Raw genomic sequence first — 21,576 nt, forward strand, 5'->3', positions numbered from 1 at the left:
CTGGATCCGGTGGGGTCGGGAGGGTAGCGGGCTACTGGATGACCGCGTCGTCGTAGGCGCGGTCGTCACTGGAAGACGACGGCTCCACATAGGCGTCGGGGCTGACATCCATGATCGCCAGGCCCGGCCGCAGCTTGCCGGTGCCGTCCACCACGATCCGGTCACCCGGCTCCAGGCCGTCAACCACTTCGGCCCGCCCGGCCACGCGTGCGCCCACCTGGATCCGCACCTGCTCCACGGTCTGGTCTTCACGGACCCGGTAGACGAAGGTATCGCGGCCCACCTGCACCACCGAGATTTCCGGGACCACCAGCGCTTCGCGCGCCGGTCGGTCCAGACGCACCCGGATCAGCATGCCCGGCCGCAGTTCGCGATTGGCATTGGGGAAGCTGCCGCGCACGGTCACCGCGCGCGTGCTGGAGTCCACCCGCGAATCAATCATCGCAACCTCGCCTTCGAAGTCTTTCCCAGGCCACGCCGAGCTGCGCCCGGTCAGCTGCTGGCCCTCGGCCAGATGGGCCAGCTGCACCTCGGGCACGGGAAAGTCCACGTACACCCGGGAAATATCATCCAGGGAGGCGATCTCGGTACCGGGCTGCACCAGCGCCCCCGGGCTGACCCGGCGGATGCCCAGCACCCCGGCGAACGGCGCGCGGATGGAACGGTCGCCCAGGTTGGCCCGGATCTCGGCCACCCTTGCGCGGGCGGCATCGCGGGTCGCACGCTGGGTATCCAGCATGGCGCTGGCGATCAGCTGCTGCTCGGCCAGTTGCTCCTGTCGACGGTACAGCCGTTCGGCCTCGTTCTCGGAAGCCACGGCCGCGTTCAGCGCCGCCTGCTGCTGATCGCCGCTGAGGGTCACCAGCACCGAGCCCGCCTCCACGATGTCGCCGCTTTCAAAGTGCACCTGCTGCACGGTTTCGCTGACCTTGGCGGTCACCACCACCGATTCACGCGCCGCCACCGTGCCCAGCGCATCGATGGTGTCGCTCCAGGCCTCGTTGGCGACCACGGCGGTAGTGACGGTGGCGGCGGAAGCCTGCCTGCCGCTGGCGGGGGCTTCACTGCCGCCACAGGCGGCCAACATCAGGCCAGTGACCAGGAGCGCAGCGAACGGGAGGATTGGGCGGAGGCGTTGGATAGGGGGAGTCTGCATACCAGGGGGATGGATACGGCAATCCAACCGATTCTAGAGGTTGCAGATGTCATCGCCCCGTGTCGTCAGGCACAGACGCCTGCCAGTGGACCCTTGTCAACGGGCATCCCACCTGCGCGTTACACTCGGGTGCGCCCCGCGGGCGGCCCTCGCTCCGCCCGGATCCCCCACTGCAACCGGAGCTCCCCCCATGATCCATGAATCCATCCTGGACACGATCGGAAAGACCCCGATCGTGCGCCTGCACCGCCTCGCCCCCGACCACATCAGCCTGTACGCGAAGGTTGAAAGCTTCAACCCCGGCGGCTCGGTCAAGGACCGGCTGGCGCTGGCCATCATCCTCGATGCCGAGGAAAAAGGCCTGCTCAAGCCCGGCGATACCGTGGTCGAAGCCACTTCCGGCAACACCGGCATCGCCCTGGCCATGGTCTGCGCAGCGCGCGGCTACAAGTTCGTGGCGACCATGGTGGAGACGTTTTCGGTCGAACGGCGCAAGCTGATGCGCGCCTACGGCGCCCGGGTGATCCTGACCCCGGCGGCCGAGCGCGGCAGCGGCATGGTGCGCCGTGCGCGTGAGCTGGCCGAGGAGCACGGCTGGTTCCTCGCCAGCCAGTTCAGCAATCTTGCCAACCCTGCCTGGCACCGCCAGACCACCGCGGCGGAAATCCTGCTGGCATTCGCCGGGCGCCGGCTCGACCACTTTGTCACCGGCTGGGGCACCGGCGGCACCCTGACCGGCGTGGGCGAAGTGCTCAAGGTGGCCCGCCCGGAAGTGAAAGTGGTCGCGGCCGAGCCCGCCAAGGCGGCGATGCTGCAGGGACAGGAGTTCAACTCGCACAAGATCCAGGGCTGGACGCCCGACTTCGTGCCCGAGGTGCTCAACCGCGACGTCGCCGACCGCGTGGTGTCGGTGGACGACGACGAGGCCATCACCATCGCGCGCCGGCTGGCGGCGGAGGAAGGCATCTTCTGCGGCATCTCCGCCGGCGCCACGGTGGCCGCGGCGCTGGAGGTGGCCCGCGATGCCGAAGAAGGTACGGTGATCCTGGCCATGCTGCCGGACACCGGGGAACGCTACTTCTCCACCCCGCTGTTCCAGGACGTCATCGAAGGTTCCGACGACGAGTGGCTCGCCGGCCTGTAAGGCCGGCCTTCGTCGAACGAATCCCGTAGGAGCGCGCCACGCGCGCGAAACCGCGTGAATCGTCGCGATGCGGCGGGGCGTCGGACAGGCTGATCTGACCGGTGCCACGCGGCACGGATCAACGTCACGCGGCTTCGCGCGCATGGCGCGCTTGTATGGTGTGCCTGTCGGGGCGAGGGACCAGACGCTTGGTCGCCCCCGCGCAGGTCAGTTTTCGCCGTCCCACTCTCCGAGCGCGGCCATGCCGTTGGCCCGGGCGCGACCGAGTACGACTTCCTGGGCCCGTGTGACGTTCGCTGCCGGGTCCTGCGCCCACACCTTGAGCGCCGCCTGCTGCATCGCGCGGCCGTAGGAAAACGACAGCGGCCACGGGTGCGGGCGCAGGCGGTTCATCGCGTCCAGGTGCGCGGTGGCATCCTCGTCGGACTGGCCGCCGGACAGGAACACGATGCCCGGCAGGATCGCCGGCACCGCCGAACGCAGGCACATCAGGGTGGCCTCGGCGACTTCGTCCACCGCGGCCTGCTCGGCGCAGTCGCTGCCGGGCAGCACCATCGACGGCTTGAGGATCGCGCCTTCGAACATCACCTGCTGGCTGTAAAGCGCGTCGAACACACCGCGCAAGGTGATCTCGGTGACTTCGTAGCAGGCCTCGATATCGTGATCGCCTTCCATGAGAATTTCCGGCTCCACGATCGGCACCAGGCCCTGCTCCTGGCACAGCGCGGCATAGCGCGCCAGCGCATGCGCGTTGGCGTCGATGCAGGTTCCGGAGGGGGTCTCTTCACCGATATGGATCACCGCGCGCCACTTGGCGAAGCGCGCGCCCAGCCGGTAGAACTCCTTGAGGCGCGCGCGCAGGCCATCCAGGCCCTCGGTGACCGTCTCACCGGGGAAGCCCGCCAGCGGGTGGGTGCCGGCGTCCACCTTGACGCCGGGAATGATGCCGGCCTCGTCCAGCAGCCGGGAAAACGGCACGCCCGCGGTGGTTGATTGACGCAGCGTTTCCTCGTGCAGGATCGCGCCACTGATGTAATCGCCCAGGCCCGGGGTGGTCAGCACCACTTCGCGCCACGCACGGCGGTTGTCGCCGGAGTTGGCCACGCCCACCGCGTCAAAGCGCTTGCCCAGGGTGCCGGGCGATTCGTCCAGGGCAATGATGCCCTTGCCCGCGGCCATCATGGCCTGGGCAGTCAGTGCAAGATCTTCGATGCTCATGGGGGAGGTTCCGGTAACGTCGCGTGGCGGACCGCCAGTATAGGCCCGCGGCCAACCGCTAAAGCTCGCCCAGCCCTTCCGCCCGGCCGCCCTCGCCTACCCGCAGCAGGCGCAGCGTGTTGGTCGCGCCCAGGGTTTCCATGTGCTCGCCGCTGGTAAAGATGATCCGCTCGCCGTCGGACAGCAGCCCGTCTTCGACCAGCCGCGACACGCTGCCGCGCGCCGCCTCGCGCGGGGTCTGCCCACGGGTGTCGTAATCGATCGGGAACACCTCGCGCATCAGCGACATGCGCCGGCGTGCACCGGCGTGGCGCGAGAAGGCATAGATCGGTGCGCCCGCGCGGAAACGCGACAGGTAACGGGCGGTGCCGCCGGATTCGGTCATGGCCACGATCGCGCGGACGCCGATGTGCTCGCTCAGGAACATGGCCGCCATGGCGATGGCCTGATCGGCACGCTCCAGGTTGCGCCCGGTCGGGCCGAAATCGATCTCATGGGTGAACTGGCGTTCGGCGCCCACGCACACCCGAGCCATCGCCTCCACCGCGCGCACCGGGTACTGGCCGGCGGCGGTCTCGGCCGAAAGCATCACCGCATCGGTGCCGTCGATGACCGAGTTGGCCACGTCCAGCACCTCGGCCCGGGTCGGGATGGGGCTGTCCACCATGGACTGCAGCATCTGGGTGGCGGTGATCACCAACCGGTTGCGGGCCAGCGATTCACGGATGATCTTCTTCTGCAGGCCCGGCAGTTCGGCATCACCAATCTCCACGCCAAGGTCGCCGCGGGCCACCATGACCACGTCGCTGGCATCGATGATCTCGCCCAGGTTGTCGATCGCTTCGGCCCGCTCGATCTTCGACACCATGAAAGCGTCCGAGCCCGCCGCACGGGCCAGGCTGCGGGCCTCTTCCATGTCGGCCGCGCTGCGGCAGAACGACACCGCAATGAAGTCCACGCCCAGCTCGGCGGCAAACCCGATCCACTCGCGGTCCTCATCGGTCAGCGCGCCCAGCGACAGCCCTCCGCCCAGGCGGTTCAGCCCCTTGCGATCCGACAGCGGGCTGTCGTTGAGCACCCGGGTGATGATGCGCGAACCCTCGATCGCCTCCACCCGCATCTGCACGATGCCGTCGTCGAGCAGCAGGATGTCCCCTGTCACCAGGTCCTGCGGCAGCTGCGCGTAGCTCACGCCTACCTGGTTGGCATCGCCGTGTTCCACCGATCCATCGGCCACCAGGTCAAAGCGCTGGCCAGCCTGCAGCTCCACGCGTGAATCGCGGAAGCGGTCGATGCGGATCTTGGGGCCCGGCAGGTCGGCCAGGATGCCGACTTCCTTGCCGAGCCGGGCCGCTGTTTCACGCACGGCGGCGGCGCGGGCCCGATGTTCGTCACGATTGCCGTGGGAGAAGTTGAGCCGCACCGCGTCAACGCCCGCCTTGAGCAGGTCCTCGAGCACGCCCGGCCCGTCACTGGCTGGGCCAAGGGTGGCAAGGATGCGGGTACGACGCTGGTGTGTTGTCACATTCGGTCTCCGGTGATCGCCCGGAAACCTAGCACAAAGCCGCGCCCCACCGGCGCGGCATACGCCTCAGCTTTCCGGACTGCGCTGTTTGAGCGCCACGACCGCCGGCAGCTGGCGACCTTCAAGGAACTCCAGGAACGCGCCACCGCCGGTCGAGATATAGCCGATGTCACCACCGATGCCGTACTTCTCCACCGCGGCCAGGGTGTCGCCCCCACCGGCAATCGAGAACGCATGCGACTTGGCGATGGCACGGGCCACCACCTCGGTGCCGCGGCCGAAGGCATCGAACTCGAACACGCCCACCGGGCCGTTCCACACCAGGGTGCCGGCCTGGCCGATCAGCTCGGCATAGCGTTTGGCGGTTTTCGGCCCGATATCCAGGATCATCTCGTCCTCGGCCACCTGGTCGAGCAGCTTCACCACCGGTTCCGCATCGGCCGAAAACTCCTTGGCCACCACCACGTCCACCGGCAAGGGGATATCGGCATGCTGCGTGCTGGCGCGCCCCATGATCTCGCGCGCGGTCTCGATCAGGTCCGGCTCGTGCAGCGACTTGCCGACGGGATGGCCTGCCGCGGCGATGAAGGTGTTGGCGATGCCGCCGCCGACGATCAACTGATCCACCCTTTCGCACAGGTTGGTCAGCAGCTCCAGCTTCGACGACACCTTGCTGCCGGCCACGATCGCCAGCAGCGGGCGCTCGGGATCGTCCAGCGCCTTGGCCAGCGCGTCGAGCTCGGACATCAGTAGCGGACCGCCGGCAGCCTCCGCCGCCTGCTGGATCACACCGTGGGTGGAGGCCTGGGCACGATGTGCGCAACCGAAGGCGTCCATCACGAAGACATCGCACAGCGCGGCATACTTCTTCGCCAGCGCCGGGTCGTCCGCCTTCTCGCCCACGTTCATGCGGCAGTTCTCGAGCAGTACGATCTGCCCGGGCTGCACTTCCACACCGTCGAGCCAGTCGCGCACCAGCGGGACTTCGATCTCCAGCAGCTCAGACAGCCGCCTGGCCACCGGGGCGAGGGAAAACTCCGCGGACCACTCGCCTTCCACCGGCCTGCCCAGGTGCGCCATCACCATGACCGCCGCGCCCTGCTCCAGCGCGCGACGCAGGGTCGGCAGCGAAGCCACGATGCGCTGATCGGAGGTGATGCGGTCGCCGTCGAGGGGCACGTTCAGGTCCTGCCGGATCAGCACGCGCTTTCCGGACAGGTCGAGGTCGGTCATTCGCACGATGGACATAGGGAATATCTGCTCACGATCAGTGGGTTGAGCGCCCGCAGACCTTGCTTTTTCCGGTCCACGTGCATGTGGCTGCTGCCACAGGCCGCGCATTGTCCGCCTGTTGTGCCTGAGTGGCAAACCCTTACCCGTCCGGCGCGCGCGGGTGCCTGCGCCGCTGCGCGCCGGGCCACCGGACAGGCCCCGCTCGCTGAACCCCGTACAAACAGGAAGCCCCGCACAGGGCGGGGCTTCCGGGACAGCGGGTTGCAGCGAGGGCTTACTTGCCAGCCACCACGCGGACCATCTCCAGGCACTTGTTGGAGTAGCCCCACTCGTTGTCGTACCAGGCCACCAGCTTGACAAAGGTATCGTCGAGCTGGATGCCGGCGTCCACGTCGAACACCGAAGTGCGGGCGTCGCCGCGGAAATCGGTGGCGACCACCTTGTCTTCGGTGTAACCGAGGATGCCCTTCAGCGGGCCTTCGGCCTGGGCCTTCATTTCGGCACAGATTTCCTCGTAGCTGGCGCCCTTCTCCAGCTCAACCGTCAGGTCCACGACCGACACGTTGGAGGTCGGCACGCGGAACGACATGCCGGTGAGCTTGCCATTCAGCTCCGGAATCACCTTGCCCACTGCCTTGGCGGCGCCGGTGGAGGACGGGATGATGTTTTCCAGGATGCCGCGGCCGCCGCGCCAGTCCTTGGCAGAAGGACCGTCGACGGTCTTCTGGGTTGCCGTAGCGGCGTGCACGGTGGTCATCAGCCCGCGCTTGATGCCCCACTTGTCATTGAGCACCTTGGCCAGCGGGGCCAGGCAGTTGGTGGTGCACGAGGCATTGGAGATGATGGCCTCGCCGTCGTACTTCTCGTGGTTCACGCCATAGACGAACATCGGCGTGGCGTCCTTGGACGGCGCCGACATGATCACCTTCTTCGCGCCGGCGTCGATGTGCTTCTGCGCGCCCTCGGCGGTGAGGAAGATGCCGGTGGATTCGATCACCACATCCACGCCCACCTCGCCCCACTTCAGGTTGGCCGGATCGCGCTCGGCGCTCAGGCGGATGCGCTTGCCGTTGATGACCAGGTGGCTGCCGTCCACCGAAACGTCACCGTCGAAGCGACCGTGCACGGAGTCGAAACGCAGCATGTACGCCAGGTAATCCGGCTCCAGCAGGTCGTTGATGGCCACGACCTCGATGTCGCTGCCGAAATTCTGCACCGCAGAACGCAGCACGTTGCGGCCGATGCGGCCAAACCCGTTGATGCCAACCTTGATCGCCATGAGTAACTCAACTCCTGACCACCGCACCGGGCGGCGGATTATGGGTGGGGGGAATCCTCATATTTTAGCAGCTGCGCAGAAAATAAATCCGCGGTCGCCTTGATCACGGTCAACGACACGCTGTTTTGGAAACGCGACAGTAGCGGGGTGTTTCAACCAAAGGAAAAACATGAAACTGCTCTCCCCCACTTTGCTTGCCATTGCAGCGGCCTGTTTTGCGCTGCCCGCCGCCGCCCAGTCCGCGGGCGACTGGACCCTCGCCATCGGTGCCCATCAGGTGGCGGCCAAGAGTGACAACGGCTCGCTGGCCGGCGGCACCATGGACCTGGACATCGGCAACAGCATTCGCCCGACCATCGCTTTCGAATATTTCCTGGCCGATGGCTGGGGCCTGGAAGTGCTGGCGGCCGCTCCGTTCAGCCACGACATCAACATCGACGGGCTGGGCAAGGTCGGCAGCACCAAGCACCTGCCGCCCACCGTCAGCCTGCAGTACCACTTCAACCGCGAGGGCACCGTGCGTCCGCTGCTGGGGCTGGGCCTGAACTACACCACTTTCTTCAGCGAAGGCACCACCGGCGCGCTGTCGGGTTCCGAGCTGGACCTGGGTGATTCCTGGGGTCTGGCTGCGCACGCCGGCATCGATTTTGACATCGGCGAGCGTGGTGCGATCCGTCTGGACGTGCGCTGGATGGACATCGAGAGCGATGTGAAAGTGGACGGCGTGAAGCTCGGCACCGCCAATATCGACCCGCTGGTCTACGGCGCGGCCTACGTACTGAAGTTCTGACCTCCCGCCGGGGCTCCATCCCCGGCACCCCGGCGTCGCCGCGGCCCTCCCGCGGCGGCGCTTCTTTTTGCGCGCGGCTACAATCCCATCCATGAGAACCCTCCTGCTTGCCGCACTGCTGTGCGTGATCGCTGCCCCGGCCCACGCCTGGGGCGGACGTGGCCACCGTCTGGTGGGCCATGTGGCCGAATCAGGCCTTGCTCCGGCCGCACGTGCCCAGGTCGACGCGCTGTTGCAGGGCGAAGAGGATCCGGAGAATCGCTCCCTGGCCGGCATCGCCACCTGGGCCGATGAACTGCGCGGCTCCGACCCTGATCTGGGCCGCCGCAGCGCGCGCTGGCATTACGTCAACATCGGTGAGGACGACTGCAGCTACCAGGCAGACCAGCACTGCCCCGACGGCAACTGCGTGGTCGCAGCGATCGACGACCAGGCCGCCATCCTCGGCGACCTCAACCGCAGCAATGCGGAACGCCTGCAGGCGCTGAAATTCGTGGTCCATTTCGTCGGCGACGTGCACCAGCCCATGCATGCCGGCTACGCCCATGACCGCGGCGGCAACGATGTGCAGCTGAATCTGCGTGACGGCACCCGCAATGGTTATGGCACCAACCTGCACGCACTGTGGGACGGCAGCCTGTTCTACAGCCTGCGTGAATCCGAAGAACGGCACCTGCGCGAGCTGGGCAAACTGCAGGTTGCGGTGCCGCCGGGGGATGCACCCGGCACCTGGGCCGAGGAGTCCTGCCGCATCGCCGTGGACCCGTCGGTGGCTCCCCAAGGGGCGCGGGTCGGCATGGACTACGTGTACCGCTGGCGGCCGGTGGCCGAGGAGCGGGTCGTGATCGCAGGCCAGCGGCTGGCCGCGCTGCTGAACCGCGTGCTGGGCGACGGACCCTGAGGGTCCTGCCCCTGCCGGTGATGCATGGTCGGCGCCAATCGACGCGCGGCAATGCGCTACCTTTCCAGTCATGGACCTCTCTGGCCGCCCCCTGCTGACCCGCCTGCGCTTGCTGCCGCTGACGCTGGGCCTCATCGGCATGCTCGTCGCCTGTGGCGGGCGCGGCGAGCCGCAGACCCCGCAACAGGAAGCGCTGGTGGTATTCGCCGCTGCCAGCCTCAAGGAGTCCCTCGACGAAGCCGCCGATGCCTACAACGCCGCCGGGGGACCACAGCTGCGGGTGTCCTACGCCGCCAGTTCAACCCTGGCCCGGCAGGTTGCCCAGGGCGCACCGGCCGACGTGTATATCTCTGCCGATCAGGAATGGATGGACTGGCTTGAGCGCCAGCAGCTGGTCGATTCCGGCACTCGCCGTGACCTGCTCGGCAATGACCTGGTGCTGGTGGCACCCGCCCGTGGCGACGTGACGCCCGTGGCACTGGAAGCCGGGACCGACCTGCTGCCACGACTGGGAGAGGGACGCCTCGCCCTGGCCCTGGTCGACAGCGTCCCGGCGGGAAAATATGCGCGCCAGGCCTTTGAATCGCTGGACATGTGGCCGGCGCTGGCACCCCGCGTGGCCGAGGGCGACAGCGTGCGCGCGGCATTGATGCTGGTCGTGCGCGGCGAAGCCCCGCTGGGCGTGGTTTACGGCAGCGACGCCCTGGCCGAGCCGCGGGTGCAGGTGGTGGCCACCTTCCCGGCCGACTCGCATCCACCGATCGTGTACCCGGTTGCGCGGGTGGCCACGAGCAGCCACCAGGACGCATCCGGATTCATCCAATGGCTGTCCTCGCCCCCGGCCGGAGACATCTTCCGCCGCCATGGCTTCACCCACCACTGAGTCAGCCGCGAGCATGTTCACGCCCGAGGAACTGACCACCATCGCCCTGAGCGTACGGGTGGCCAGCGTTGCCGCGCTGGCCAGCCTGCCGCTGGCAGTGGCGGTCGGCTGGCTGCTTGCCCGCAAGCGCTTCCCCGGCAAGGCCCTGCTCGATGCGCTGGTGCACCTGCCGCTGGTGCTGCCTCCCGTAGTAGTGGGCTATGCGCTGCTGGTCACCTTCGGCAGCCAGGGCGCGGTTGGCCAGTTTCTCGGGCGCTTTGGGCTGGAGTTCGCCTTCCGCTGGACCGGCGCCGCGCTGGCCGCGGCGATCATGGGCTTCCCTCTGATGGTGCGCACCATCCGCCTGTCGATCGAGAACGTCGATCGCCGGCTGGAACAGGCCGCGGCCACCCTCGGGGCCTCGCCCTGGCGCCGGTTCTACACCATCACCCTTCCGCTGGCCTGGCCCGGCTTGGTGGCCGGCGCGGTGCTCGGCTTTGCCAAGGCGCTGGGCGAATTCGGCGCCACCATCACCTTCGTGTCCGCCATTCCGGGGGAGACGCGCACGATTTCCACGGCGATCTATGGGCTGATGCAGGTACCGGGCGGCGAAGCCGCGATCTGGCGCCTGGCGGCGATCTCGGTGCTGATCTCGTTCGCCGCCCTGCTCGCCTCAGAGTGGCTGGTGCGCCGCCAGCGCGGCCGCGAGGACGAGCCATGAGAGTTTCCGTAGGAGCGCGCCATGCGCGCGAAGCCGCGGAAAGTAATTCCGCCAGCGCAGCGTCATTCGCGGCATTGCTCCCGGAAACGCGGCTTTCCCCTGCCACCAGAATTCACGCGGCTTCGCGCGCATGGCGCGCTCCTACAGGGGGGAGCCCATGTTGAGCGTGGACATCCAGCTGCGTCGCGGGGGCTTCGAGCGCCACGTGCGGATCGAGGAGGATGCGCGCATCCTCGCCCTGGTGGGGCCTTCCGGTGCTGGCAAGACCTCGGTGCTCAACGCCATCGCCGGCCTGCTGCGCCCGCAGGCGGGACGCATCGAAGTCGATGGACGGGTGCTATACGACAGCGCGCGCGGCATCAACCTTCCTGCCCACCGCCGCCAGGTGGGCTATGTGTTCCAGGATGCGCGCCTGTTCCCGCACCTGGATGTGCGCGGCAATCTGCTCTATGGCCGCCACGCCGCGCGCGGGCAGGCGCGGCGGTTTGACCTTGATACGGTCGTCGGGCTGCTCGGCATTGGCAGCCTGCTCCAGCGACGCACCGCAAACCTTTCCGGCGGTGAGGCGCAGCGGGTGGCAATCGGCCGTGCCCTGCTCTCGCAGCCGGAGCTGCTGCTGTTTGACGAGCCTCTTTCGGCCCTTGACGAGGCCCGGCGCGAAGAACTGATCCCGTGGCTGCTGCGGGTGCGTGACGAGATCCGCCTGCCGATGCTCTACGTCAGCCATCACGCTGAAGAGGTCCGGCGCCTGGCTTCAGCCATCCACAGGCTCGACTGAAGCCAGGCTCTGGGCCTACTCGTCCAGCGGCCCCCACTCGTAAGCCCGCGCCGGACCGCCGGCACCCATGGGCGATAATGGCGCCATGAAAACCAAGCTTGAGCAGATCCAAAACGCCCTGCAGGCCCTCACCCCCATCCATCTGGAGGTGCTGGACGAGAGCCACATGCACAGCCGCGGGCTGGAAACCCATTACAAAGCGGTCGTCGTCAGCGATGCGTTTGCCGGAAAGATGCGCGTGCGCCGCCACCAGGCTGTTTACGCCGCGCTCGGCCCGCTGATGCAGGAGATCCACGCGCTGGCCCTGCACGCCTACACCGCCGAAGAATGGGCCGCCCAGGGCGCGGCGCCCGAGTCCCCGCGCTGCCGCGGCGGCAGCCAGCACGACGCCAAGTCCTGATACGCCAATAGAAAAGGGCCGCACGTGGCGGCCCTTTCCGGTACTGCTTCGTACCGGGCTCAGAGCGCTTTGGCGGCCTCGACGATCGCCTCGGCGGTGAATCCGAAGTGTTTGAACAGCACCCCGCCAGGAGCGCTGGCGCCGAAGCGGTCGATGCCGATCACCGCCCCGTCCAGACCCACGTACTTGCGCCAGAAGTCGGTGATCCCTGCTTCCACCGCCACCCGCTTGCGCACCGCGTTGGGCAGCACCGATTCGCGATACGCCGCATCCTGCCGGTCGAACACGTCGGTGGACGGCATGGACACCACCCGGGTGGGCGTGCCGGCGGCGTCGAGCGCGGCCTTGGCCTCCATCGCGATGCCCACCTCCGAACCGGTGGCAATCAGGATGACCTCCGGCTTGCCGCCTTCGGCATCGGCCAGCACGTAGCCGCCGCGGGCGATCTGCTGGACCTGCTCGTCGGTGCGGGCCTGGTGGGCCAGGTTCTGGCGCGAGAACACCAGGCAACCGGGTCCGTCGTGACGCTCGATAGCCGCCTTCCATGCCACCGCGGATTCCACCGCATCGCACGGACGCCAGACGTCGTTGTGCGGAATGGCCCGCAGCGAAACCAAGTGCTCCACCGGCTGGTGGGTCGGGCCGTCCTCGCCCAGGCCGATCGAGTCGTGGGTATAGACGTGGATCGCCCGGGCACCCATCAGCGCGCTCATGCGCACCGCGTTGCGGGCGTAGTCGGAGAACACCAGGAAGGTGGCGTCATACGGCAGGAAGCCGCCGTGCAACGCCAGGCCGTTGCTGATCGCGGTCATGCCGAACTCGCGTACGCCGTAGTACACGTAGTTGGCGTCCCGGCCCTCATCGGGTCCGTAGCTGCCGGCCACGTCCTTGCTGCCGCTCCACATGGTGAGATTGGAGCCGGCCAGGTCGGCCGATCCGCCCACCAGTTCGGGCAGGTGCGGGGCGTAGGCTTCAATCGCCATCTGCGAGGCCTTGCGCGATGCCACCGTGGGGCCTTCTGCCTGCAGCTTGGCGATGTAGGCATCGGCCGCGGCGGCGAACCCTTCCGGCAGATCGGCACGTGAGCGGCGCAGCAGCTCGGCGGCAAGTTCCGGATGGGCCTTGGCGTAAGCGTCGAAAGCACTGTTCCAGCGCGCTTCACGCTCGCTGCCGGCCTCACGCGCGTCCCAGCCTTCGGCGACCGGCTGCGGGATCTGGAACGGACCGTGTTCCCAGCCCAGCTGCTTGCGCGTGGCGGCGATCTCGTCCGCGCCCAGCGGCGCGCCGTGGGTGGCTTCGCTGCCGGCCTTGTTGGGCGAGCCAAAGCCAATCGTGGTGCGGCAGCAGACCAGCACCGGGCGGTCATCGTTGGCGGCCGCAGTCTGGATCGCGGTGCGGATGGCCTCCGGGTCGTGGCCGTCAACGCCACGGATCACGCGCCAGCCGTAGGCTTCAAACCGGGCCGGGGTGTCATCGGTGAACCAGCCGGCGGTGTCGCCGTCGATCGAAATACGGTTGTCGTCCCAGAACGCCACCAGCTTGCCCAACCCCCAGGTGCCGGCCAGCGAGGCGACCTCGTGCGAGATGCCCTCCATCAGGCAGCCGTCGCCGAGGAACACCCAGGTGCGGTGATCGACGATCTCATGGCCCGGCCGGTTGAAACGCCGGGCCAGCAGCTTTTCAGCCAGCGCGAAACCAACCGCGTTGGCGAGCCCCTGGCCGAGCGGCCCGGTGGTGGTTTCCACGCCGTCGGTGACGAAGTTTTCCGGATGCCCCGGGGTACGGTGGCCGAGCTGGCGGAAATTCTTCAGCTCCTTGATCGGCAGGTCATAGCCGGTCAGGTGCAGCAGGGCGTAGATCAGCATCGAGCCGTGCCCGTTGGACAGCACGAAGCGGTCGCGGTTGAACCACTTCGGGTTGGCCGGGCTGTGGCTCAGGTGATCGTTCCACAGCACCTCGGCGATGTCGGCCATGCCCATGGGCATGCCGGGATGGCCGGAGCTGGCGGCCTCGACCGCATCAATGGCGAGGAAACGGATGGCGTTGGCGAGTTCGCGGCGAGTCGGCTGGGTCATGGAATCCGGCAGGTAGTGGACGGCGCCCCGGGGGTTCGGGGGCGCATATTGTCCCATGAGCGCCGGTCGCCTGCCCTGCTGCAGGTGCAACCGCCCGGAGGCGCAGGACCCGGTCCTGCGCTCAAGCCTGACCGGATTCGGCCGGAGCGGGGTCGACCTCATCCAGGCTGATGTCATCCTGGTCGTAACGACTCTCGCTGTGCCCGATCACCACGGCCCCGGCCATGTCGCCGCCGATGTTGACCGCAGTCCGGCACATGTCCAGGAACCGGTCCACGCCGAGGATGATCGCCAGACCCTCGGCCGGGATGCCGAACATGACCAGGATCGCCGCGATCACCGGCAAGGACCCGCCTGGCACGCTGGCCGCGCCGATCCCACCCATGATGCACATGATCAGGATCATGACCTGCTGGGTCATGGTCAGGTCCACGCCGAACAGCTGGGCCAGGAACAGCACCGTCACGCCCTCGTAGAGCGCGGTGCCGTTCATGTTCACGGTACTGCCCAATGTGCAGACAAAACGGGCCACTCGCCGGGGCACGCCGAGGTTGTGCTCGGCCACCTTCAGCGAGGTTGGCAGCGTTGCCGCACTGGATGACGTGGAGAACGCGGTCAGCAGCGCAGGCTGCGCGCGCTTGAACACCTCGATCGGGTTGCGCCTGCCAAGCGTCGCAATCAGGATCGAGAACGTGCCGGTGAAGTGCAGACCCAATGCCACCACCACGGTCAGTACGAACCAGCCCAGCTGCACCATCAGGTCCAGGCCCATGCGCGCGGTCAGGGTGAACAGCAGCGCGGCGACCGCATACGGGGCGGTGCGGATGACCCAGTCGATCAGCTTCAGGCTGATGTCGAACACGCCCTGCACCGCGCTGACGAAGCTGCGGGTGCCGACGCTGTTCACCACGGTGGCGGCCACGCCGAACATCAGTGAGAAGAACATCACCGCGATCAAGTCATTGTCCGCGGCCGCCTGCACCGGGCTGCGCGGCACCATGTTCAACAGCATGTCGACCACGCCGACGGGCTGCGTGCCGATGGCCACCGACCCGGTCTGCGCCGCATCGGCCATGAAGGCGTCGCGCAGTGCGGGATCGATGCCGGAACCCGGCTGCATGATGGTGGTTACCACCAGGCCGATGACCACCGCGATGGTGGTGGTGCCCAGCACCCACAGCAGGGCCTTGCCGCCCAGCCGCCCCAGCGAACGCGGATCGCCGATTTCCACCACGCCCAGGATCAGCGCCGAGAACACCAGCGGCACCACCAGCATGAACAACAGGCGCAGGAACAGCTGGCCGATCGGCTCGGTCACGTACTCGATCGTCCCCTGCAGCCAACCCGCCTCGGCGCCGACAAACACGTTGGCCGCCAGACCCAGCACGGCACCCACGGCGAAGCCGATCAACATCTGGGTGTGCAGCGGCATGCTGCGACCGGGCGCCTTGGTTGAGGTCATTGGCACTGCACTCCGGAAACTCGGGAATCGGGCAGCTTAACAAAGCCGCAACGGTATCCGGCACTGCACATCATGCCCATGACTTTGGTCACCCTGTCGCTTTAGGGGCGCACGGCGCGATCATTCCGGATACAGCGGGGGCACCGGATCGGACGGGCGCTGCACGGTGTCAGCGCTGGCCCAGCGCGGCCCTTTGGCAAATGCCGTACGTACCCCGGCACGGGCCTTGGCCGGCTCCCCATCGGCCCAGCGGGCGCGCTGCAGGCCTTCGATGGCGGCCACCTGGGCGGGATCGCCCAGACGCGTGCGAAGGGCGTCCAGATCCGCCGCCGGTGGCGATGCCAGCCCGCACAGCGCCTGTTCCACTTCGCCAAGGTCGCCGGTGTCCAGGCTGAGCCTGAGCCGACGCATCCCGGCCCGGTTCGCACCTCCCAGCGTCGGCAGCGCAGCAGAGCCGCCCTTCCGGGGGAGGCTGGGCACCGGCCGCCGGTGCAACGCCCACATCAGCGTCACCAGCCACAGGAGCGCAAAGGCCGCCGTCGCCACCGCCCAGGACCGTACTTCGCCCTGCACGCCGGGCACCCGGATCCAGCGTTCGTCACCGGCAACGTAAGCCGGGCCGCCACCCGCCACACCGGGCTCCACGGTGATGACCAGCGGAGGCAACGCCACGGTGCGCGCGACACCGGCCTGTGCGTCCCACCACTCGAACGGTTGCACCTCCACCTGCAGGCGTCCGGCCTGCCGGGGCAGGATCGAAAAGCGCCTGGTCAGCACCACCTGTGGCCGCCCGCGGTCAAAGTGCTCCTGCATCGCGGGCGGCTCGGCGAACACCTGGGCGCCATTGTCCGCCCGCAGCGCGGGCTGGGGCATCTGCGCCGCGGTGGCGCCATCTGCACGCAGCTCCACCACGACTTCCAGCGCTTCGCCCGCCCGTGCCGTCTGCGGCGCTTCCAGGAACCGGGCCTCCAGCCCACGCAGCGGCAGCCATGGGGTGGGAGCCGCGTCCGGCATGGGCCGCACCTGCAGCCGCTGCGGCTCGCCGGTGGCGCGCAGGCTGCGCGGACCGCTGCCGAACATGTCATCGAAAAACCCCCCGGTCCCGCGTCCGCGAAAACGCGCCGGCGGGATCTCCAGCATGCCGCTGCGCTCGGGCACCAGCAGGAACCTGCGCTCGACCACGCTGTAGCGCCTTCCGGCGATCTCACGGCTGTACTGCAGGTCGTCACCAATCCGTTGCAGGGCGGCCCCCTCGGGCTGCGACTGCTCCAGCTGGCCCGATACCAGCGGCGTGGCGTAGTACAGCCGCAGCGTGTAACCCACCGCCTGCTGCACCCACGCCTGGCCGGTATCCAGCTCGGCCTCGATGAAGGCATCGGCCCCGGCCTGTGCGGGAACATTCTCCGCCGGCACAACGGTCAGGGTCAGCGCAGCGGTGCGTTCCTGATGCACCTGCAGCGGGGCAATCGTGAACACGCCCTCGCGCCTCGGCCGCAGGGCCACGGCGAACAGCGACTGCGTCCGGGCCTGGCCATTCACCTCTTCAACCCGCCGCGTGCTGGTGTGGCCGCTGACTTCAAAGTCCGCATCCAGCGGCGACCAATCCGGCGTGGTCACTCCGTCCTGGTCGGTCTCCACATTGAGGGTGGCCGTTTCCCCGAATGCGATCCGGTCGCGGTCCAGCCATGCGCGGGTATCCGCGCGCGCCGGCAAAGCCGACAGTAGCGTCAGCAGGGCGATCAACAGGAGGGCGGTAGGCAGCGGGCGAAACATGGGTTCAGTCTGCCCCCTGACGGACGCGGCGTTCATGCTCGAGCCTGAACCGCGCACGCAGCAGGCCACCGGGGTCATCCGGAATGCGGCGCAGCCAGGCTTCGGCGGCCTCGCGGCGCTCCTGCTCGCGGGTATCGTCCAGCGCCTCGTGCGCATCCCGTGGATCCTCCTCCAGTGGCTCTTCCCCTGCCAGCGCCTGCTGGATCTCATCGCGCAGGGCCTGATCCGCTGCCCGCTGGGCATCGGCATCGGAAGGACCCGGGTCTGCTTCCTGATCCTGCGTCCCGCCCTGCTGGCCCTCACTCCCGGATTGCCGGGATGGCTGCGGCGGCGGCTGCTGACCATCCCCACCACCTTGCTCAGGGTCCGCTTCGTTGCCCTGTTCATTGCCTTGATCACCAGACGGGGGCGGCTGGTCCTGCAGCGCCTCCTCAACCACCCGGCGATTGGCCAGTGCGTCCTCCATACCAGGCTCCCGCGCCAACGCCTCGTCATAGGCTTCAAGCGCTTCTTCCAGACGCCCCGCCCGGGCCAGCGCGTTGCCGCGGTTATAGGCGTCGTCGACCCCGGGCAATTCGGCCCAGATTCGGGCGGCGGCTTCGTATTCCCCGCGGCGGTAGGCATCCACTGCGGCCATGCCGCGCTCATGACCGATCTGGTCGGCGCGGCGCCACAGACTGCCTGCCAGGGGACCGCCTTCAGGGACCCTGCCTTCCGGAATCGGGGCCTGGGCTTGTGTCTCGGTTTGGGTCTGGGTCTGGGCGTGGACTGGAGCCGGGGCCAGCGGCAGGCCCAACATGAGAACCACCAGCAGCAGGCCGCCACCGCGACGGAAGGCCAGCGCCGCCAGCAACATCAGCGGCAGCAGCAGCCAATAACCCTGATCGGCCCGGATGCTTCCCGTTGCGCCGGTCCCCGCACTGTCCACCCGGCCCCCGCTTCCCAGGCCGGCGAACTCCTGCGCCCCGTCGCCTCCGGCCAACGCCGCAAATCGCCCGGAGCCCGCATCGGCCAGCGCCTGCAGTGCCGCTGCCTCCATGCGGCTGTGCACCAGGCGACCACGCGCATCGCGATGCATGGCACCTTCGCCGGTCCCCAATCCAAGCACCGACACGGTGTAACCCGCCCGCGAAGCCGCGGCGGCGGCGCGTCGGGCGCCCCCGTCTGCATCGTGGGTCAGCACCAGGATGTCGCCACGCTCCAGCCCCGCCTGCTCCAGCAATTTAGCCGACCAGGCGATAGCCCGCGCCGGGTCGCTGCCGTCGGTGGGCATGATGTCCGGCGCCAGCGCATCCAGAAAAATTGCCACGTTGTCCACATCTCCGGTCAGCGGCGCCACCGTATGCGCACTGCCGGCAAAGGCCACCAGCGCCACCTGTCCGCCTGTCCTTGCTTCAAGCAGGCTGCCGATGGCAGCGCGCGCCTGCAGCAATCGCGATGGCTGCAGGTCCGCCGCGCCGGTGGCGCTGGACAGATCCAGGGCGATCACCAGCGGCGATGCTTCCTGCCACAGCTGCTGCGGCTGCACGCGCCACCCCGGTCCGGCCAACGCCAGGATGGCCAGGCCGAATGTGGATATGCCCAGCACCACGCCTGCCACCCGCCGGCGCACCGATCCGGGCGCCAGAAGATGCGGCAACAGGTGCGGGTCAACCCGGCGGTGCCATGCATCCTGGCGACTGCGCCGTCGCAGCCACCACAGCGCCAGCAGCGGCAGGGCAAGCAGCAGCCACAACCACTGCGGGCGCATGAACTGCACATCGGCCAGGGCCTGGATCATGACCCGGCCTCGGCGATCGAAGCCGCTGCGCGCGATGCGAGGGGCCGCAAGCGGCCATGCCTGCCCAGCATCGCCAGCAGCGCACAGGCCAGTGACAGGCCAAGCGGCCATGGATAGGCCTCCACGCGGGGGCGCGCTGCGGGCCCCGGCCGCTCGACCGGCTCAAGCCGATCGATTTCGGCATAGATTCCCGCCAGTTCCTGCGCGTCACGGGCGCGGAACATGCGCCCGCCGGTGGTCTCGGCAACGGCCTGCAGGGTGGCTTCATCGATGTCATCGCCGCCACCCGGCATCGGCAGGCGATAGCCGAACATCGACAGTTCGCCGCCGGCACCACCGAAGGCCACCGTATGTACCCGCACGCCATAGGCCCGGGCCAGCTCCGCCGCCTTCAGCGGCTCCAGCAGTCCCGCCGTGTTCACGCCATCGGTCAGCAGCACCAGCACCCGCTCGCCGGCTTCACCGTCCGCGGCGTCGCGGTCGCGCAGCCGCTTGACCGCCAGGCCGATGGCGTCGCCGATCGCGGTTTCACGGCCGGCCAGCCCGACGGCGCTGTCGATCAGCTGCTGGCGGACCGTATCCAGATCGTGGGTGGGCGGTGCCAGCACGTAGGCGCGGCGACCAAAGACCAGCAGCCCGACCAGATCGCCCTCGCGCCGGTCCAGGAAGTCGGCAAGCACCGCTTTCGCCGCGGTCAGGCGGTCTACCGGGCGACCCCCAAGCAGCATGTCTTCATCACCCATGCTTCCCGACAGGTCCACCGCCAGCATCAGCTCGCGCCCGATCCGCGGTGGCTGCTGGGGATCACCCAGCTGCTGCGGACGCGCCGCCGCCAGGCACAGCAGCACCCACGCCAGGGCGGCAAACGCCAGCGGCCAGCTCCACACCCGCTGTCCCCGGCGTCCGGGCGTGCCGGACGCCGCAGCCAGCCGCGCGGCATGGGGCATCCGCAGCGCGGCACCGGACGACCGGCGCGGCGGCAGCAGGCGCCAGGCCAGCCACGGCAACGGCAGCGCCAACAGCGCCCAGGGCCAGGCGAATCCGGCGAAGGCCGCAGGCAGCCAGGCGCTCACTTTCGCCCTCCGGCCAGGCGCAGGAAGCAGTCCCGCGCCGCCTCATGCAGCGCCTGCAGGTCCACATCACCCAGGTCGCGGCGGTAGCCTCCCTCCAGCAGCATCCTGCGTGACTCCCCATCAAGCTGGAGGATGGCGGGGTCACGCTCCAGGTAGGCAAGCCAGGCGTCTCCCTGCAGCGTGGCGGCAGCCGGATCGCGCTCCAGCACCGCGCGACGCAGCAATGCGGACATCGCCGCGATGCGCTCCGGCGCCGTGTCGGCGATGGCCACGTGACTGTCGAACATCCGCCGCAGACTCCGCCGGCGCCGCACCCGGCGCCACAGCAGCACTGTGATCACTGCCGCGACAGCCAGCACAAGCAGCGCCAGCAGCCACCAACCGGGGGCGGGCGGCCACCAGCCGGGGACGGACGGAACATGGATGTCACGCAGCGGGAGCGCGTCGCCGGGAATCATGCGCGGGCGGCCCCTGGAACGGAGAACAGCGGCAGCCACTCGTCCCCTGGGCCGTCGCAGGGCAGCGCCATCGCCCGTACGCCGTACCGGGGCAACTGGGTGAGCGCGGACTCAAGCGGCGCGGCGAAGGCGCCGTCCCAGGCAGCACGCCCGGACCTGCTGCCCAGATCAACATCCCGCCGCCCGCCGTCTACCTCCAACGCCAGCGTTTCCGCAGGCGGGTCGGACTCCAGCGGGTCCACCGGCAGCAGCACCACCACCTGGTTGTGCATGGCCAATGCCGGCCAGCGTCGATCGGGAACGGCCGCCAGACTGGCCGGGTCGGCCAGCACCAGCAGCCGCGAACCCGGTCGCAACACCCGCGCCGCGTGTTCCAGAGCGACATCCAGGCCTTCGTCATCCGGCGGCGGCTGTGCGTACCAGCGCACCAGCGCATCCAGCACCCGCAGCGCGCCGCGCGGGCCGGCGGCCGGTTTCACCGGAGGCTCCGTGGAACTGCCGCGCAGGGCGGCCACGCGATCGCCATCACCCACTGCCGCCCACACTGCCAACGCGCCCGCACGTGCGGCCTGCACCGACTTGAAGCGCACCCGAGTACCGAAATACAGGGCCGGTGCGGTATCCGCCACCACCAGGGTCACCCGCTCACGCTCGGCCTGGAACAGCTTGGTATGTGGCTTGCCACTGCGCGCCGTGACCCGCCAGTCGATGTGGCGGGCATCGTCGCCGACGGCATATTCCCGGGATTCCGCATATTCCATCCCCCGCCCCCGCAGCGGCGAGGGTGCCTGGCCAGCTCCCAGCTGTCCCCGGCGCGGCGGCCTGCGGGCAAGTGCGGCCGCGCGCAGCGCCACCAGTTCGGCCAGCGTGGGCTGCACCCCGCTGTACGCTTGCTCCGGCTTCGATTTTTGCTTGCTGTGCATCCGTCCGCCCCTGCAAGGCCCGCCC

At 68.6% G+C, this 21,576-nt stretch carries 19 protein-coding genes; 7 read left to right on the top strand and 12 right to left on the bottom strand.

What is annotated here, in order from left to right; genetic code table 11:
- Nucleotides 1–31: 31 nt before the first annotated feature.
- A complete protein-coding gene (locus ACW7G3_RS12410; RefSeq protein WP_456975131.1) occupies nucleotides 32–1,156 on the bottom strand; it encodes an efflux RND transporter periplasmic adaptor subunit in 1,125 nt (374 codons plus the stop codon).
- A gap of 190 nt (nucleotides 1,157–1,346) precedes the next feature.
- Here ACW7G3_RS12410 and cysK point away from each other — a divergent pair, with 190 nt between their 5' ends.
- Entirely contained in the window at nucleotides 1,347–2,300 is a 954-nt protein-coding gene (gene cysK, locus ACW7G3_RS12415; RefSeq protein WP_456983082.1) for a cysteine synthase A, read from the top strand.
- Between the two features lie 207 nt (nucleotides 2,301–2,507).
- Here the strand turns inward: cysK and ACW7G3_RS12420 are convergent, their stop codons facing one another.
- The 4 genes from ACW7G3_RS12420 to gap form a co-directional block, all read right to left on the bottom strand.
- A complete protein-coding gene (locus tag ACW7G3_RS12420; RefSeq protein WP_456983083.1) occupies nucleotides 2,508–3,518 on the bottom strand; it encodes a class I fructose-bisphosphate aldolase in 1,011 nt (336 codons plus the stop codon).
- Between the two features lie 58 nt (nucleotides 3,519–3,576).
- On the bottom strand, nucleotides 3,577–5,043 hold the full coding sequence (pyk, locus tag ACW7G3_RS12425; protein ID WP_456983084.1) for a pyruvate kinase: 1,467 nt from the start codon (nucleotides 5,041–5,043) through the stop codon (nucleotides 3,577–3,579).
- A 66-nt stretch (nucleotides 5,044–5,109) separates the two neighbouring features.
- Nucleotides 5,110–6,291, bottom strand: a complete 1,182-nt coding sequence (locus ACW7G3_RS12430) for a phosphoglycerate kinase (protein WP_456983086.1) — start codon at nucleotides 6,289–6,291, stop codon at nucleotides 5,110–5,112.
- A 259-nt stretch (nucleotides 6,292–6,550) separates the two neighbouring features.
- Entirely contained in the window at nucleotides 6,551–7,555 is a 1,005-nt protein-coding gene (gap, locus tag ACW7G3_RS12435; protein WP_456975139.1) for a type I glyceraldehyde-3-phosphate dehydrogenase, read from the bottom strand.
- A gap of 169 nt (nucleotides 7,556–7,724) precedes the next feature.
- Between gap and ACW7G3_RS12440 the strand changes: the two genes are divergently transcribed.
- The 6 genes from ACW7G3_RS12440 to ACW7G3_RS12465 all read left to right on the top strand — a co-directional run bounded on the left by ACW7G3_RS12440 (nucleotide 7,725) and on the right by ACW7G3_RS12465 (nucleotide 12,007).
- Nucleotides 7,725–8,345: an OmpW/AlkL family protein gene (locus ACW7G3_RS12440; protein ID WP_456983088.1), complete on the top strand. Its 621-nt coding sequence runs from the start codon at nucleotides 7,725–7,727 to the stop codon at nucleotides 8,343–8,345.
- A 91-nt stretch (nucleotides 8,346–8,436) separates the two neighbouring features.
- A complete protein-coding gene (locus tag ACW7G3_RS12445) occupies nucleotides 8,437–9,246 on the top strand; it encodes a S1/P1 nuclease (protein ID WP_456983090.1) in 810 nt (269 codons plus the stop codon).
- A gap of 139 nt (nucleotides 9,247–9,385) precedes the next feature.
- A complete protein-coding gene (gene modA / locus ACW7G3_RS12450) occupies nucleotides 9,386–10,129 on the top strand; it encodes a molybdate ABC transporter substrate-binding protein (RefSeq protein WP_456983151.1) in 744 nt (247 codons plus the stop codon).
- A gap of 13 nt (nucleotides 10,130–10,142) precedes the next feature.
- Nucleotides 10,143–10,829, top strand: coding sequence for a molybdate ABC transporter permease subunit (gene modB, locus ACW7G3_RS12455; protein WP_456983092.1), 687 nt, complete (start codon nucleotides 10,143–10,145; stop codon nucleotides 10,827–10,829).
- Between the two features lie 157 nt (nucleotides 10,830–10,986).
- A complete protein-coding gene (gene modC, locus ACW7G3_RS12460) occupies nucleotides 10,987–11,607 on the top strand; it encodes a molybdenum ABC transporter ATP-binding protein (RefSeq protein ID WP_456983093.1) in 621 nt (206 codons plus the stop codon).
- 85 nt (nucleotides 11,608–11,692) lie between these two features.
- Complete coding sequence (locus tag ACW7G3_RS12465; RefSeq protein ID WP_456983094.1) at nucleotides 11,693–12,007, top strand: BolA family protein; 315 nt, start codon at nucleotides 11,693–11,695, stop codon at nucleotides 12,005–12,007.
- 59 nt (nucleotides 12,008–12,066) lie between these two features.
- Here the strand turns inward: ACW7G3_RS12465 and tkt are convergent, their stop codons facing one another.
- The 7 genes from tkt to ACW7G3_RS12500 all read right to left on the bottom strand — a co-directional run bounded on the left by tkt (nucleotide 12,067) and on the right by ACW7G3_RS12500 (nucleotide 21,551).
- Nucleotides 12,067–14,082, bottom strand: coding sequence for a transketolase (tkt, locus tag ACW7G3_RS12470; RefSeq protein WP_456983095.1), 2,016 nt, complete (start codon nucleotides 14,080–14,082; stop codon nucleotides 12,067–12,069).
- A gap of 121 nt (nucleotides 14,083–14,203) precedes the next feature.
- Nucleotides 14,204–15,544, bottom strand: a complete 1,341-nt coding sequence (locus ACW7G3_RS12475) for a dicarboxylate/amino acid:cation symporter (RefSeq protein ID WP_456983097.1) — start codon at nucleotides 15,542–15,544, stop codon at nucleotides 14,204–14,206.
- Nucleotides 15,545–15,664: 120 nt separating this feature from the next.
- Nucleotides 15,665–17,317, bottom strand: a complete 1,653-nt coding sequence (locus tag ACW7G3_RS12480) for a BatD family protein (RefSeq protein ID WP_456983099.1) — start codon at nucleotides 17,315–17,317, stop codon at nucleotides 15,665–15,667.
- 4 nt (nucleotides 17,318–17,321) lie between these two features.
- On the bottom strand, nucleotides 17,322–19,097 hold the full coding sequence (locus tag ACW7G3_RS12485; RefSeq protein WP_456983100.1) for a VWA domain-containing protein: 1,776 nt from the start codon (nucleotides 19,095–19,097) through the stop codon (nucleotides 17,322–17,324).
- The gene (locus ACW7G3_RS12490) at nucleotides 19,094–20,170 is read right to left on the bottom strand and encodes a vWA domain-containing protein (protein WP_456983102.1); all 1,077 of its coding nucleotides are present in this window, start codon (nucleotides 20,168–20,170) and stop codon (nucleotides 19,094–19,096) included. Before ACW7G3_RS12490 ends, ACW7G3_RS12485 begins: the two co-directional genes overlap by 4 nt.
- On the bottom strand, nucleotides 20,167–20,628 hold the full coding sequence (locus tag ACW7G3_RS12495) for a DUF4381 domain-containing protein (protein WP_456983103.1): 462 nt from the start codon (nucleotides 20,626–20,628) through the stop codon (nucleotides 20,167–20,169). The genes ACW7G3_RS12490 and ACW7G3_RS12495 overlap by 4 nt, the downstream gene beginning before the upstream one ends.
- Entirely contained in the window at nucleotides 20,625–21,551 is a 927-nt protein-coding gene (locus tag ACW7G3_RS12500; RefSeq protein ID WP_456983105.1) for a DUF58 domain-containing protein, read from the bottom strand. Before ACW7G3_RS12500 ends, ACW7G3_RS12495 begins: the two co-directional genes overlap by 4 nt.
- Between the last annotated feature and the right edge of the window lie 25 nt (nucleotides 21,552–21,576).

Source organism: Luteimonas sp. A478, from assembly GCF_054052025.1.